This is a genomic window from Acinetobacter sp. YH01003, assembly GCF_013420525.1.
Taxonomy (GTDB): Bacteria; Pseudomonadota; Gammaproteobacteria; order Pseudomonadales; family Moraxellaceae; genus Acinetobacter; species Acinetobacter towneri.
This window is the reverse complement of record NZ_VOXY01000020.1, coordinates 17,169-32,319: the sequence shown is the minus strand read 5'-3', so window position 1 is coordinate 32,319 and position 15,151 is coordinate 17,169. Positions and strand designations below refer to the sequence as shown.

16 protein-coding genes and 1 pseudogene are annotated in these 15,151 nt (G+C 38.1%); 11 read left to right on the top strand and 6 right to left on the bottom strand.

Annotated features, from left to right (window positions below):
- The first annotated feature begins 49 nt into the window (after positions 1-49).
- From FTT70_RS12380 to FTT70_RS12355, 6 genes are all read left to right on the top strand, one after another.
- On the top strand, positions 50-1,216 hold the full coding sequence (locus FTT70_RS12380) for a replication initiation factor domain-containing protein (protein WP_180168670.1): 1,167 nt from the start codon (positions 50-52) through the stop codon (positions 1,214-1,216).
- 2 nt (positions 1,217-1,218) lie between these two features.
- Complete coding sequence (locus tag FTT70_RS12375) at positions 1,219-1,512, top strand: hypothetical protein (protein WP_180168669.1); 294 nt, start codon at positions 1,219-1,221, stop codon at positions 1,510-1,512.
- 308 nt (positions 1,513-1,820) lie between these two features.
- Entirely contained in the window at positions 1,821-2,090 is a 270-nt protein-coding gene (locus FTT70_RS12370) for a major capsid protein (RefSeq protein ID WP_180168668.1), read from the top strand.
- A gap of 100 nt (positions 2,091-2,190) precedes the next feature.
- Positions 2,191-3,507, top strand: coding sequence for a virulence factor TspB C-terminal domain-related protein (locus tag FTT70_RS12365; protein WP_257229409.1), 1,317 nt, complete (start codon positions 2,191-2,193; stop codon positions 3,505-3,507).
- Entirely contained in the window at positions 3,504-3,791 is a 288-nt protein-coding gene (locus FTT70_RS12360) for a DUF2523 domain-containing protein (RefSeq protein WP_180168667.1), read from the top strand. Before FTT70_RS12365 ends, FTT70_RS12360 begins: the two co-directional genes overlap by 4 nt.
- Positions 3,791-5,044 carry a zonular occludens toxin domain-containing protein gene (locus FTT70_RS12355; protein ID WP_180168666.1) on the top strand — a complete coding sequence of 418 codons (1,254 nt, stop codon included), beginning with the start codon at positions 3,791-3,793 and terminating at the stop codon, positions 5,042-5,044. The genes FTT70_RS12360 and FTT70_RS12355 overlap by 1 nt, the downstream gene beginning before the upstream one ends.
- On the opposite strand, the gene FTT70_RS12350 is transcribed toward FTT70_RS12355, so the two are convergent.
- Positions 5,036-5,302, bottom strand: coding sequence for a hypothetical protein (locus FTT70_RS12350; protein WP_180168665.1), 267 nt, complete (start codon positions 5,300-5,302; stop codon positions 5,036-5,038). The two genes, FTT70_RS12355 and FTT70_RS12350, sit on opposite strands and share 9 nt — an antisense overlap.
- 255 nt (positions 5,303-5,557) lie before the next feature.
- Here FTT70_RS12350 and FTT70_RS13670 point away from each other — a divergent pair, with 255 nt between their 5' ends.
- Positions 5,558-5,689, top strand: coding sequence for a hypothetical protein (locus FTT70_RS13670; protein WP_257229408.1), 132 nt, complete (start codon positions 5,558-5,560; stop codon positions 5,687-5,689).
- 235 nt (positions 5,690-5,924) lie between these two features.
- On the opposite strand, the gene FTT70_RS12345 is transcribed toward FTT70_RS13670, so the two are convergent.
- The 4 genes and pseudogenes from FTT70_RS12345 to FTT70_RS12330 form a co-directional block, all read right to left on the bottom strand.
- Positions 5,925-6,203: a hypothetical protein gene (locus FTT70_RS12345; protein WP_218944518.1), complete on the bottom strand. Its 279-nt coding sequence runs from the start codon at positions 6,201-6,203 to the stop codon at positions 5,925-5,927.
- Positions 6,204-6,286: 83 nt separating this feature from the next.
- Positions 6,287-7,537 (bottom strand): annotated as a pseudogene (locus tag FTT70_RS12340) (TonB-dependent receptor); the annotation flags it as partial.
- A gap of 227 nt (positions 7,538-7,764) precedes the next feature.
- Positions 7,765-8,952: a phosphotransferase enzyme family protein gene (locus tag FTT70_RS12335; protein WP_004973800.1), complete on the bottom strand. Its 1,188-nt coding sequence runs from the start codon at positions 8,950-8,952 to the stop codon at positions 7,765-7,767.
- Between the two features lie 92 nt (positions 8,953-9,044).
- On the bottom strand, positions 9,045-9,626 hold the full coding sequence (locus FTT70_RS12330) for a hypothetical protein (RefSeq protein WP_004973810.1): 582 nt from the start codon (positions 9,624-9,626) through the stop codon (positions 9,045-9,047).
- 198 nt (positions 9,627-9,824) lie between these two features.
- On the opposite strand from FTT70_RS12330, the gene FTT70_RS12325 reads away from it, so the two are divergent.
- The 4 genes from FTT70_RS12325 (at position 9,825) to FTT70_RS12310 (ending at position 12,509) form a co-directional block, all read left to right on the top strand.
- On the top strand, positions 9,825-10,439 hold the full coding sequence (locus FTT70_RS12325; RefSeq protein WP_096902350.1) for a LexA family transcriptional regulator: 615 nt from the start codon (positions 9,825-9,827) through the stop codon (positions 10,437-10,439).
- Positions 10,440-10,482: 43 nt separating this feature from the next.
- The gene (locus FTT70_RS12320; protein ID WP_180168664.1) at positions 10,483-11,778 is read left to right on the top strand and encodes a Y-family DNA polymerase; all 1,296 of its coding nucleotides are present in this window, start codon (positions 10,483-10,485) and stop codon (positions 11,776-11,778) included.
- A gap of 111 nt (positions 11,779-11,889) precedes the next feature.
- Positions 11,890-12,198, top strand: a complete 309-nt coding sequence (locus FTT70_RS12315) for a transcriptional regulator (RefSeq protein WP_180168663.1) — start codon at positions 11,890-11,892, stop codon at positions 12,196-12,198.
- Positions 12,195-12,509, top strand: coding sequence for a DNA-binding transcriptional regulator (locus tag FTT70_RS12310; RefSeq protein ID WP_004973819.1), 315 nt, complete (start codon positions 12,195-12,197; stop codon positions 12,507-12,509). Before FTT70_RS12315 ends, FTT70_RS12310 begins: the two co-directional genes overlap by 4 nt.
- Positions 12,510-12,689: 180 nt before the next feature.
- On the opposite strand, the gene FTT70_RS12305 is transcribed toward FTT70_RS12310, so the two are convergent.
- Entirely contained in the window at positions 12,690-14,897 is a 2,208-nt protein-coding gene (locus FTT70_RS12305; protein WP_154320753.1) for an OsmC domain/YcaO domain-containing protein, read from the bottom strand.
- Positions 14,898-15,151 lie beyond the last annotated feature (254 nt).

The following is a 15,151-nucleotide window of genomic DNA, read 5'->3' as shown; positions in this document are numbered from 1 at the left end:
ATTCACTAAAAAAAGAAAACGACATCATGCGTGATATGGGGATTGAGTAATGTTGAACAAAAAACAATCAATACCACAGGTTTGTACGTGGGGAATGGGATTTTTAGATACCCCCATTAATAAGATGGGGGTAACGAAAAGCGAATCCATGCACTCCCTTCCGAAAGATGCAGATTTGCCTTTGCCGTTTGATCGCCCGTTTGCTGTTCCTCATGCTCACTTAGTCATGACTGCTCGCGGCCCTAAACAAGTTCAATGCCGTTTACCTGCTGACAATGAAATTGCAGTGATTGACTGGGTCAACTTTACTGACAGTGTCGCTACGCTAAACACAAAATTTGTTAATGCGCTGACAGATGACCAGATAATCAATGAAACAGAATTAAACTTCCAAATGGCTTTGGAAATTGAAAAACACATAGAACACATATTTGGACTGCAATTGACTCTTGTCGATAAGGGCAAAAAGAATATGTACCAAAGTTCTTTTGAAATTGGCGATAAATGCGGTTTTGTCTGTGTTGGTGGTCAACGAAATACATATCTTGTAATGCTTTCAGGGCGTGGTTGTTCATTGGCTGCCGAGGGTTGGGAGCAGCGTTTATATACATTCCTTACAACTGTTGCAACTCGTGGAAAATTAACCCGTGTTGACATTGCTCATGATGATTTTGAGGGTAAAAACATCAATGTGGATTGGGGCAATATGATGGATGGCATGGGCGGTTTTCAAAATGGTAACCGTGCGCCAAACGTCGAGCATAAAGGTAACTGGAAACGTCCAAACGGAAAAGGTCGAACCCTTAACATTGGCTCACGTGAATCGGGTATGTATTTGCGACTTTATGAAAAAGGCAGAGCAGAGGGCGATCCAGACGACAACTGGCAACGTGCTGAAGTTGAGTTTAAGTCACGTGACCGCATTTTGCCGTTCACCATGCTTTTATCTCCTTCTGAATATTTTATTGCTTCTTATCCGTGTTTTCAGTTTCTTGCCGAAGATAAACAGCCTGCACGTATTGAAACAATGGTCAAAGCTGCACAAATCAATGCTCATGCAGCATTAGAAATTATTAAAAAACAGTACGGCAAGTACATTAACGTATTTAAACAAGTTTTTGAGCCTGAAGAGCTTATTAACATCATTTCATGTTCCGATCCGTTGGCATATCCAAAGCGATTAGATCATGTCTTAGTCACAGCAATGAGGATGTAAAAATGTCACAGCAAATCAAAATTACTTTAGTAGGTGCAAAGTCTACAGACTGGAAGTCGGAAGATGGACGCCATTATGACTACGTTACTTTGTACGGAATTATTCCAATGGATACATCAGCAGGTAATGCAGTTGGTCAGGGTGTAGCTGAATTTAAATGGCAGGATTCACGCAATTTAGTGCAATTGCAGGGTCGTAAATTTCCATTTGAAGCGACTTTAGAACTTGATTTTGTTTCTACTGGTCGAGCGACTAAACAAGTTTTAACAAACGTCATTTTACCGCCAAAGGCATAAAGCATGTATCAGTTTCATGGACACTTTGAATGTTCTAAATGCTACGTATGTTTTTTCTATATCGAAGCTTTAGAAAAGCATGAAAAAAGCTGTAATGGCTAAGGGATTTTAAGAAATGGCATTGATCTGTCAACAACTCGACTCGTCTACAAATCAATGCCTGTTGTGGGCTGAATTTATTCAACCCAGTGTATTGCCGAAGCTAACACTGATTGAGGGTAACGCCATTGGTTTTGCTTGTCTATTAGTGTTTGCCACGGTGTTCGTTATAAAAATGTGCATAAAAGCACTTAAATAGGGGAATCCGCATGGATCACTTAACACAAGACCAAGTAAATGATGCAATGACAAAAACTTACGGCAACCGTAAAAATTTTATGATTGCAGTTAAAAAATATGGTTTGGGGGCTGCTGTATCTGCTGCACTTGTAACCAATGCAAATGCTGCTGAAATTGATGTTTCTTCTGTCGTTGGCACTATTACAGATGGTGTGACTACTGTTTCAGCAATTGGACTGGCTGTTTTGTCTTTGGTTGTTGTAATCAAAGTATTTAAATGGGCTCGTTCCGCAATGTAACAAAATCCCTTTATCCGCCTCCGTTGTGGGGCGGGTCGAGGGCTCGCAGACCGACCACAACGGAGGGGAGGATGGATATTGAATCTTTAGGGGCGTATATATGTATAGTGATGTGGATAATGGTTGGGGCAAAACTGTTTTAAAACAATTTATTAAAATCCTGCTCTGTTTTACCCTTATTTATACCCCTTTCTTTGCTTTCGCTGGTGCTGCTGAAAAGTGGGACTATGAAGTTGATCCTATACCTGATCGCAATCAACGTGTTGTTGTCACTGGTCATAAAGTAGACCAATTTGGCGATGCTGTTAATGATTCAAAATATAAAACTACAATCGACCCTAAAACATATTCAAATAAGCAAAAAATGGGCGGTGTTGCAATTGCAAAGTTGCTTAAAAAAGCAAACTGGGCAAGTGTTGGTGTTGAAGCTTTCCAAAAGTTATTAGAAGGCATTGATTGGGTTATGGATCCTGCTAGCCAAAGCATTTGGAGATATAAGCAAGGTAATGATAATTATTCTTGCAGCTATACCCGCATGGGTGTTGGTGGTGTAAATCTAATTAAACGATTCAAAGGTGCTAATGGTGAAACAAGTTTTTGTCCTTATGAAATGGCTCTAAGTCGTTTAGCAGATCGTCAAACATGGCCAGGTTATGCAGGTTATACCTTATCTTTTGTTAAGTGGGATCCTGAATTAAAATCTGATTCTTCTGTTTTTAGATTTCAATTTAAGTCAGTTCAAAATTCTACTGGTCACGCTGATTTTTATTTTTATGATGTACCGTATGATGAAATTGAGCATCAACCATCAACCGAAAAAGAATATTTAACCCCTGAAGCTGCTGCCGATTATGCAAATAAAACCCATCCTGACTATAACAATCCTGCTTATAAACCTAAGTTAGATGAAAATTACAAGCCTGAAATTGTTCCTAATCTGTGGAAACCACACAATGAATGGGAAAAGACAAATAGTCCAACTGCTCAAGAAGTCGCTAGACAACTAGAACAGGCTAATCCCACTTCTGAAAATAAAGATATTGAACAAAAAACCGATGAACAAGGGAATCCAACTGGTTCATTTTCACTACCTGAATTTTGTGCGTGGGCAACGCCTGTTTGCGATTTTATAAAATGGGTTAAAGACAATCCCGAAAATGAAGATGAAGCACCTGAGATACCCCAAGAAATAGATATAGGTACTTTAGATACTGGAACATTTAAAGCAACCGCAGGTTGTCCATCACCAATCCAAGTACCTGTCAGTTTTGGTAGTGGTGGCAATGTCACCATCAGTTATGAACCTATTTGCCAGTTTGCCGAAAAGTGGTCATTTGTAGCGCCCCTGATTGGCTTTTTATCAGGTGCAATGATTTTGGTTGGTGTAGGTCGTAAAGGTGAGGATGGCGAAATATGAGTTTAAAAGCAATTCTCGTATCTGTAGCAGATGCAACATTAAGTAAGGCAGGTAAGACTGTTTTAAAGGGTTTAGGGCTTGGCATTTTTTCAAGTGCTGTTGTATTGACACTGTTTAATCAATTGATCTCTTATGCGCAGTCTGAATGGGGCAAGCTCTCAACCGATGTTTTGCAAATATTAGGATTGGCAAATATTGATTATGGGCTTTCAATCATTGTCGGGGCATGTGTTTTAAAAATTACTTTGATGATCAATAAAGTATCGTTTGGGAAGTCGCAATAATGGCTATTTATTTAATTGTGGGGCAACCAAGACACGGCAAAAGTCAATTTGCTGCAAAAATGGCTTATGAATATGAGCAAAATAACATACGTGTTAGAAAAAAAATTGAGTCGGGCAAGCCTTTAGACCCTGAAAAAGATCTACTCAGAAATGTTTATTCAGACATTAATGGTCATGCAGAAAATTGTAATTTTGTACAAAAAGCTCCCGATGATTGGCGTGAAGTGCCAGAAGATAGTGTAATTTTTTATGATGAAATTCATTTAAGACCTGAGTTTTGCGACTCCAATGGAAAAATGTCACAAAACCCCATGATTGTTGAATTAACAACACATGCCCATAAAAACAAGGACATTATTTTAATTACTCAAGACCCTGCACGTTTAAACAAGGGTATTCATAAGCTAGTCGAAAAAATGTATTTGGTTAAACGTCCAATACAAAAACCGCCATTTGCTACTATCTATGAATTTGAGCGCTGGCTTCGTGATCCGTGGCAAGCTGCTGCGTCCAGTCGTTCTGTAAATTATCAAGACAGCTACAAGTTTTTCTATAAGCAGAAATGGCAAGATATGTATAAAAGCGCATCAGCGCATACTTCTGTACAGTTTAAAATTCAAAGCAAATTTATATATGCAATCATTGCAATTATTGTTTTGATGACGCTTTCATATTTGCTATTTACAAAATCGGGCGGTGATAAACTTGCAAGAAATGCTATTAATGGCATATCTGGACAAAAGGCGGAAGTTTCAACCAGTGATAAAAATAAAACAATGCCAACAACTGAAAGCATAAAAAATTTAGACGTTGATTGTAGAAAGGGCATTAATGTTGAAAAGCCTGAATGCGTACAATGGTTTAATGATCTTTCTAAAAATAATGGCTCTATTAATCCTGAAAACCGTATGCAAGCTGTTTTATATAATCCTAATAAGCCATTTGACGATGAAATACAAAACAATTTGACTTATGAAGTCACAGCAAAGCCAGTTTTTAGCGGTTGTATGAAAAAGAATGGACGTTATGTAGCCTACACGCAACAAGGCACGATTTTAAAAGACGTTTCACAAGCTGATTGTCAACGTGTTATTGAAAATGGAGACCGTCCATTTGACTACTTCAGACAGCAGCCTAATCAGGTACAAAACAATGCTCAATTATCTAATCAGGCAAATAATACGCCAACTGGTGAATATAGTGTTCTCGAAGCTGCGAAGATGGAACAAGCGAAAATAGACGGATTAATTTAGAAAGTCTTTAATAATCTCGGCTCTATTTGGGACTTTGGCATATTTAATATTTTGTTTAGATTTTAGCTTAATTGGTAATTTGTTGATTTCTAGGCTTTTTATAAAACGTCCTTGTTTTTTTAAGCTGTTGATTTCATAAACAAAAATTTGATTGCCACGCTTAATTACTTGTTTTTCAAGTAGAGCGTCTTTAGCAATTTTGTAGAGTAGGTTTGTGTTTGATATGTATCTGTTTTTGTTAAATAGATTTTCAAGCATGACTAATAACCGTATTAAATATTAAGCTCGAATTTTAGCCTTAACTAGCGAAGTCTGTTAAGTCTAAAATTGAGCATTTATAGGCGTAAATAAGATGCCGGTAAAGATCACTGGAGAGAATAATGATTAGTTCTTGGATGTTTGAATCTCATGTTTTTCAATTTAAGCTTTACAGCCTTTTTGAATCTCATGTCTTTGAGTACAAACATCATCAGTTTAAAGAATTTCGTAGACGTTTAATGTCTGGAGAGATCAATGATTGAGAATGAAGAAATGATTATTAAGCTTGCTAAGACTAGGCAAGAATTTTTGCTTAAAGGATTTTGCTTAGGCATTGTAGGTTCTTTGATGGGAGTTGCTTTTATACTCTTATTCTTACTAGACTGATTGCGTATAATGTACATTATGTTAAATAAGATATCTAAAGACAGCACCCGATTTAGTTGCGTTACCGCAACTCATTTTGATCGTTGGTGCTGCACCTGACAGTTTCGATCATAAACGATCTTGCCGTCAAGTGTATCCTAAATAACATAATATAAGTTATGCCGAAATCAGAACACTACTCGATTTGCGTGCAAGCAAGCTTACGCAAATCTGCGTGGCTATGACATCAATATCATTATTGATAAGACTTGATCTCAGCCATAATTTTTTGAATGGATGCTCTATCGTGAATTTGTAAATAATCTCTTATGTAGATGAGTTTATTTATATTTTTTTGAAGTACGTCTTGTTGTTCAGGATCAGCTAATTTCATCTGTCTGCTTAATTTAAATATCAAGCTACAAATACTTTCCCTGACTATTTCATAGTCAATAATTTGATTATATTCAATATGTTGTTGATCAGATAAAGTCTTGTCTAAATGATCTAAATTAAACTGTATGAGTTGTATCATGATATCGATCCCAAGAATTATCCCCTAAAAATTAGGGTTTTAGCTATCTTTTAGTCAAAAGCTATTCTTCTTTTATACCAAATCTAAAAATTCAGATTTAAAGATAAAGTCGCTGTACGTGGCGCACCTAAGAATAAATAATCATCACCATAAAATTCACCTGCATCACGCCAGTATTTCTTATTCAATAAATTATTGATGTTGAAACGTAACTGTGCATCGGTTGTATTCAACTTAAATTGATATGCAGCGCCTAAATCAAAGACACTATAACCGCTCACTTTTGCAGTGCCTTGCTTATTGGCATATTTGCTTGAACTATACTGACCGCCTGCAAGCACTCGTAAACCTTCAATATTGGGTACTTGATAAGTAAGATGTGTTGCAAAACGAACTTTAGGCACGTTTTGCGCTTGATGATTGCCATATTCAACCGCTTCAACCTCATCTAAACGAGCTTTGGTCAATGCTAAAGATGAGCTTAATGCCAGATGATCTGTTAATTCTCCATTCAGCCCTAATTCTAAACCAAGGCTACGTTGCTCACCTTCTTGAACAAAATAACGTTTATCTAAGATCGGCTTAGAGTATTGATTATCTTGACGTAAATCAAAAATAGCTGCGGTTAATAAAAAGTTATGAATCTGCTGTTTTAAACCAATTTCATATTGTTCAGAATGGATTGGTGCTAAGGTTTCTGCACTATTTTCTACAAACCAAGGCGCAGTTTTTCCATCTGACAGCCCTTTTGCATAAGAAGCATACAGAGTTGTTGATTCTGATGGGCTATAACTCACAGCAAATTGTGGTAAAAATTTATCTAAATCCGTATCGCGGGTTTTTATCACCTGTGCACTAAATGTATTGCACGAATATGCTGCCTCACATCCATCTCGGTAATAACCAAAAGGAAATACCGAATAATCATCCACCTTAGATTTACTGTGTGATGCCACCAATCCTAAATTCCAGTCATCATTGAAAGCATAGTTGTATTTTAAACTGGTATTTAGACTATCAATTGTGACGGGCTTGCCCCAGCTTTGGTAACCTAGTAAACGCTCCCATTTCACATTTTGTGGCACTTTGCCATCAAGTAATTGATAACCCGGAACAGATTTTTGTTCTGATCGCTGCGCTTCAAGATCAAACTCAAATTTGGATTGTGCTGTGGCTTTCCAATCCAATGCCAATGCCGCCAAATAACGCTCGCCATCTACATGATCTACATAAGAATCAATCTGTTCATTGACTAAATTAATGCGATAGCCAAATTGGTGATCTTCTCCCAAAAATCCCCCAACGTCCCCTGCTACTGCAAATTGTCCATGTTCATCTGCAGAAAAGCGCAGCGCCTGAATATCTTTAGGTCGCTTAGTGACATAATCGTATCGAGTTGTTGAACGCCATTTTCTGCATAAACCAAAGGTGCCCAACACAGCGGTGACAGAATGATGGTTTTTAAAGACGCAGTTAATACATTCTGTTTGAATTTACGATTGTACATACGAAACCTTGCATTAAAATAAGAGGTGATGCTTGAGGCATTTAGCTGTGCAGATTATGACAATTCGCGTTGAATTAATCGAGTAAAAGTCTGGGTAAATTGCTGTCCTTGCTCTGCAAAAAACCAATTTACATGTCCAACAATCCAATCATAATAAGCAGCATCGGCATGTTTCAGGTTTTGGGTAATTCCGACAAAATATTCAAGCTCTGAAAATGCGAAATCCAAATGCACAATTTTTAGCAACTCTGGCAAAATACTAAAGTCTTGTTGTGGATGTATTTCTGCAAAATACGCTTGTAAAAACGCGCTTAAACCCGCTTCGTCAATATTGATTTGTGATGTATGTTCTAAAGCCAGCCAATCTATAAAGTTACGCTCAATCGTGACCGCAAGGTCATAAAGCGCTGAATTTCGATCTGATAAACCAAAATCAATTACCGCTGTAATATTGGCATCGGCACTTTGCGCAGACCAAAACAGATTGGAAGCATGCAAATCATTATGCGTCCAAATTTTAGTGGTCTGCTGCAATATATGCTTAATTTTATGATGCGTCTGAGATACACGCTCTAAAAAAACGGCGTCTAAGTTTTTATCGGCAAAATAACGGCTCAATTCAGGGCTATTTTGAATACGTTGCTGAATAGCCGTTACAATATTTTCACTTTCTAAAAGCTGCTGATTCGATACCAAATAACGCGCCGATCTGCCATGTAACTCAGGAAAATCCTGCATGGCGACATGCAATTTGGCAAGCAAACTTCCCACTTTTGCAGCATGTTCTGTATAGAAAAACGGCGTCCAAGATTGCTGATCGACATATAAGTCAAAACCTGCTGCTTTTTCGTAGACTTCATAAGTCCAGTCGCCCATTTCTAAAGCGGTCAGTCCGCAATTCGAGGCAATTAATGTCGCAACAGGAATGTTTTTACTGGCTAAATGTCGCAAAAAAGCATGCTCTTGCAAAATATCTTGCGCATTACGAAATGAACGATGACTGCGTTTAATGAAATACGAGCGACTTCCTATTTTATCTGTACTGACTGCATCCTGCGTGACTTCAATCACTGCGGCTGATGAAAATGGGCGCGGACTGCACCACAGAATTTGAATACCCCCTTGCAAGCATGGGTAATACGGTTGCAGGTTGTGTAATTCTGAGACAGTCAGATGTGCCCAATCTTTATATTCCCAGTCATTCCCCATGCCATGACCTAAATCATGTGTGATTGTGGTCATTTTCGATATTCCTTAACCTGATCAGCATTGTGTAATCGTATATTCCCTGCCATCCATCTCAAATAATCATTTTTTAGATAGATGATAGCTATTTAATTAACGGTCTTGGCTTGTCGTAAACGCAAATTCACTTCATCTACAATCTGATCTAAACCTGTGTCATAAGCAGCTTCACTCACAAAAGACACCATATTTTGTGTAACTTGCGGCAAATTGTAATCTGCATACCATGACAATGAATTCACTTCTATTTCACGTTCACCCTGCAAAATCACGAATCTTTTTTGCATCCAAGCCTGCAAATTTTCACCCGTATAGGCATCATAAAAAATAATATCGGTCAGATAAAAATCTTTCATCATGTAGGAGTAAGCCACGCTATTTTCTTCTGGCTCATAATTAAAAAAAGGTGTGGTGGTCAGATGAAACTCAACCAGAAAATGACGTTTTAAACGATGATTTTGATATTCCGCTTTGACTTTAATCGGGCAACTGATTTGCGCAAAATCAATTTCATGTTCAGTATTTTGCTTAAAATATTCAGCCAAAGACCAGACCTGATGTTTAATGAAATCCTGCATTAAAAACTCAGGTTCAAGTTGTGAATTGATTAATCCCAACAGTAAAGATTCAACTTCTTCTTTCGTTAAATAAATGTCTTCAACAATATGCATGCCAATCTCTAAATATGCTGCTGCGATAGAAAAATCCTAACGGAAAGGCTTGTGTTTGTATAGCTATGCAATCGTAGAGTGTGATCTATATCTAGCAATCAATTATCCACGTAGATTGAATCTTAATCATGTTTTCAGCTATGCTATCAACACATCAAATTTCACTTCAAACACGCCTCGTTGCGTAGGAGTAATCTCATGTCTAAGAAGTTACCTATTTACTTCTCTGACGCTGCTTGGGCGTCATTACAAAAAATCATGGGCAGCGATGGTAAACCCAGCCCTAGCCTGAATGCCCTGCTTGAACAAATTGAATTGCTGAATCAGCATGATTTTCAAGCGCTTGCTAAAAGAAAAACGCTGCATCTTCCCGTAACAATAGAATCCATTCCTGCAGGTTTTCCTTCGCCTGCTCAAGACTATATTGATAAAAATATTGATCTGAATGAATATCTTATTTCTAATGAAAATGCGACCTTTTTAAATGTGGTACGCACTACCTCTATGGTGAATGCAGGGCTTGAATACGGCGATATTGTACTGGTAGATCGCAGTAAAGAAGCCAAACACCGCAGCATTGTGGTTGCATTAATCGACCAAAAAGACCTGACTATTAAACGCTTGATGATTACAGCCAAAATGTCCAAAAGTGAATTGGCTGAACATTTTGGTGAAGACTACGACCCTGCCACTTTGCCCGAAGCTTGGCTCAAGGCAGAAAGCCCCGACTACGACAGCATTTACCTGAAAGATGGGCAAACTTTTGAAGTGTTTGCTGTGGTCACGTGGAATTTGAAAAACCTGATGGTTTAAACACCACAATAATGCATAAAAAAGCCGAATAAGTAAAATAGTCATGAAAGCTTTAGAGCAAGTTTTTGCGCTCATTGACATTAATAATTGTTATGTGAGCTGTGAGCGGTTGTTTCAACCACACCTGAATCATCGTCCTGTGGTGGTGCTTTCCAATAACGATGGCTGCGTGGTGTCACGTTCCGAAGAAGCCAAACGACTTGGCATTAAAATGGCTGTGCCCTTTTACCAAGTTCAAGAATTAATTCAACAACATGATGTTGCGGTCTTTTCAAGTAATTATGCGCTCTATGCAGAAATGTCCAGACGTTTTAATAATATTATTCAAGAATTTGTCAGTGCCAAAGATGTTGAAATTTATTCGATTGATGAAACTTTTATTGAGTTGAGTTCATATTCTCAGCGCGATTTAAACGCACTTGCACAGGAAATTAAAACAACCTTGTGGAAATGGCTGGCTCTTCCTGTTTGTGTTGGTATTGGTCAAAGTAAAACTGAAGCCAAACTAGCCAATCATCTTGCTAAGCGAAACCGCTATTTCAACGGCGTGTGTAATTTACTCCATATGGACTTATGTAGCAAAGAAGCCTTATTTCAACACATTGATGTTGCTGAAGTCTGGGGTGTGGGTCGAAAACTTGCCAAAAAACTGCATGCTTTAAAGATTCATTCTGTATTTGATTTAGCAATTAGTGATCCTGAGCAAATGCAACGTAAATTTTCAATTTTAATGAAAAAAACCATATTGGAGCTAACAGGTACGCCGTGTATTGAACTAGAACAAACCACAGCCAGTAAACATCAAATCATCAGCTCACGTTCTTTTGGACAACGAGTCACCGACATTCATGCACTTTCGGAAGCACTGAGCGATTATTTACAATCTGCTGTGCAAAGGCTCAGAGCTGAAAAAAGTTTATGTGGTTGTATGATCATTTTTGCGCAATCTAACCGTTTTGATCCGCGCCAAGTTTTTTACAATCAATCGGTCACTATTGCTTTCAATGAGCCAACAGATTCTGCTTTGCTCATGAACAAAGCCATGATGAAGCATGTGACAACGCTATTTCAGGAAGGAATTGCCTTTAAAAAATGTGGTGTGATTTTAAAGGGACTTGAACCCAAACAAAGCTATATTCACGACCTGCTTACAGATACTGACGCCATTGAAAAACAGGAACAATTACAGCAAGTGTTGGATACCGTGAAAAATAAATTTGGTGTGCAAAAACTCGCCATTGGAGCATGTAAATTGCAAGATCGAACTTGGGCGATGCAGCGCAGCCATTTAAGCCCGAATTATTTTAGCTGGGAAGGTTTATTGGCGCTTGGTGATTAGCAGTGATTTGATTGGGCTAAAAAAGCTCACAATATGAGACCTAATTTAATGCTTAAAAGTACTACAAAGTAGTATACAATTAAACACTACAAAGTAGTATAAAGGTGTTTGATGTATACCATCTGTGAGACTACTTTTTTTACCAATGAATATCCCTACTATTGGACTGAAGAACAATACAATGACTTTAAAATTTTCATTGCCGAGAACCCTACAGCAGGAGATGTAGAACCTGATACTGGCGGCGTTCGTAAAATTCGATGGGGTGGAAAGAGTAAAGGTAAACAAGGTGGTGTTCGTGTAATTTATTACAACCGTTTAGCAAATGGCGAAATTTGGTTATTGACCTTATATAGTAAAGACACAATTACCCAACTTGAGAAAAAGACACTTAGACAATTAGCGGAGTTACTGAAATGAGTCGTTTATTAAGTGACAAAGAATTGGAAGCTCGAGAAGCAAAACGAGACTTAAATGTTGAATTATTAGAAGGCGTTAAACAAATGCTTGCTAATAACGCAGCAAGAAAAACTGTGATCAATGAAACAGATGTTGCTTTAGCACGAAGAAAGTCTGAACTCACTCAAGATCAATTTGCTAAAATTTTAGGTATCTCTAAACGTACATTGGAATCTTGGGAGCAAGGTGTTAGAAGACCTTCAGGAGCAGCTCAATCACTGATTAAATTGTTTATTTTAGATCCTCAATTTGTTCGTGACCATCTCGCTTAAATGAAATAGCCCTCAACAACGAGGGTTATTATTTTGCCTTTCCTATAGCAACAGCAAATCTTAGATAGCATTTGAAATGCAACACCATGTTGTTGCCATAATACCTGACTCGGACTTTTAAAGCCGAGTCTTTTTCTTGGACGGTGATTCAAATCAGAACAGCGTTCTACTTCTGCAAGATTAGTCTTTATTCAGCCCAACAAACTTGGCACGTGCTTTATGCAGTTTTTTGTAGCTGTCGATTAAACGTAAATGACGATCTAAACCTTCAAGCTGCATATTGGTTTCGGTTAGACCATAGAAACGTACTGTGCCTTCAACAGAACCCATGACTGCATCCATACGTTCATTGCCAAACATACGGCGGAAATTGACAGCATAATCGGCAATATCCATTTCATCATCTAAAATAACTTCAAGCACGACATTCATACATTGATAGAACAAGCCACGTTCTACGGTATTGGTGTTGTATTGTAAGAATGCTTCGACTAAATCTTTCGCTTCTTCAAACTGTTCTAATGCCAAATAAATCAACAATTTTAATTCGAGGATAGTGAGCTGCCCCCAAACGGTATTGTCATCAAATTCAATGCCAATTAAGGTTTTGATTTCGGTATAGTCATCTAGCTCACATTCTTCCAAACGCTCAACTAAAGCTTCAAGTTGCTCATCATCCAAACGGTGCAGATTTAAAACGTCTTCACGGTACAGCAAAGCTTTATTGGTATTATCCCAAATCAGGTCTTCTACCAAATACACTTCTGAATAATCAGGGACTAAAATTCGGCAAGCAGTTGCACCTAAATGTTCATAAATCGCCATATAGGATTCTTTGCCCATTTCTTCTAAAATCGCAAATAAAGCCTCAGCTTCTTCGACATTGCTATATTGACCATTGTTGGTGAAATCCCACTCTACAAATTCATGGTCTGCCTGCGCGCTAAAGAAACGCCAAGACACTACACCACTAGAATCAATAAAGTGTTCAACATAGTTATTCGGCTCAGTTACCGCATTCGTGCTAAAGGTCGGCTGTGGTAAATCATTTAAACCTTCAAAACTACGCCCTTGCAATAGTTCAGTTAAGCTGCGCTCTAAAGCGACTTTAAAGTTTGGATGTGCACCAAACGAAGCAAAAACACCGCCTGTACGCGGGTTCATTAAGGTCACACACATGACAGGGAATTGACCGCCTAAAGACGCATCTTTCACCAATACTGGAAAACCTTGTTCTTCTAAAGCCTGAATACCTGCCACAATACTTGGATATTTTGCCAAAACTTCTTGCGGTACATCAGGCAGGCTCATTTCTTCCTGAATAATTTCACGCTTCACTGCACGTTCAAAAATTTCAGATAAACACTGCACTTGAGCTTCTGCAAGCGTGTTACCTGCACTCATCCCGTTACTTAAATATAAGTTTTCAATTAAATTTGATGGGAAATATACCGTTTCACCATCGGATTGACGCACAAATGGCAATGAACAAATACCACGTTCAGTATTGCCTGAGTTGGTGTCATATAAATGTGTGCCCAGCAACTCATCTTCAGGATCATAAATTTCTAAGCAATATTCATCTAAAATTTCTTTAGGCAATTCACCATTTGGGCCAGGCTTAAACCATTTTTCATTTGGATAATGCACAAATTCGGCATTGGCAATCTCTTCACCCCAGAACTGATCGTTATAGAAGAAGTTACAGTTCAAACGTTCAATGAATTCACCCAAAGCAGATGCTAATGCACTTTCTTTGGTTGCGCCTTTACCATTGGTAAAACACATTGGCGATTGCGCATCACGAATATGTAATGACCAGACATTTGGCACGATATTACGCCATGAGGCAATCTCAATTTTCATGCCCAAACCTGCCAAAATACCCGACATATTGGCAATAGTTTCTTCAAGCGGTAAATCTTTACCAGCAATAAAAGTCGCTTGAGATGAAGTCAAGTTCGGCATCAGCAAAGCTTGTGCATCGGCATCAATGCTTTCGACTTGCTCAATCACAAACTCAGGGCCTGTTTGCACGACTTTCTTTACGGTACAACGGTCAATAGAACGTAAAATCCCCTGACGGTCTTTTTCAGAAATATCTGCAGGCAATTCCACCTGAATTTTAAAAATCTGTTTATAACGGTTTTCAGGATCGACAATATTGTTTTGAGATAAGCGGATATTATCGGTTGGAATATCACGTGATTGGCAATAAACCTTCACGAAATACGCAGCACACAATGCAGATGACGCAAGGAAATAATCAAATGGGCCTGGCGCAGAACCATCGCCTTTATAACGGATGGGCTGATCGGCAATGACGGTAAAATCGTCAAATTTAGCTTCAAGACGCAAGTTGTCTAAATAATTGACTTTAATTTCCATGCAGGCACCTATTGTATGTGCCTACTCAGACACAAAATTATAAAATATTGATTTATAAGCCGAATCAAGAGGGAGAATAAGACTTAAAAATGAGGTTTGAAGTCATCGCAACTATTTAACAGCGACTCCAGAATATGCGGCAACATTATAAAGTGATTTGGGTGAATTGATAATGCTATAAATACAGATTTACTGAATTTAAGCAAAGTTGCTAATTAATATATACAAATATAATATATTTAAATGTATGGTAT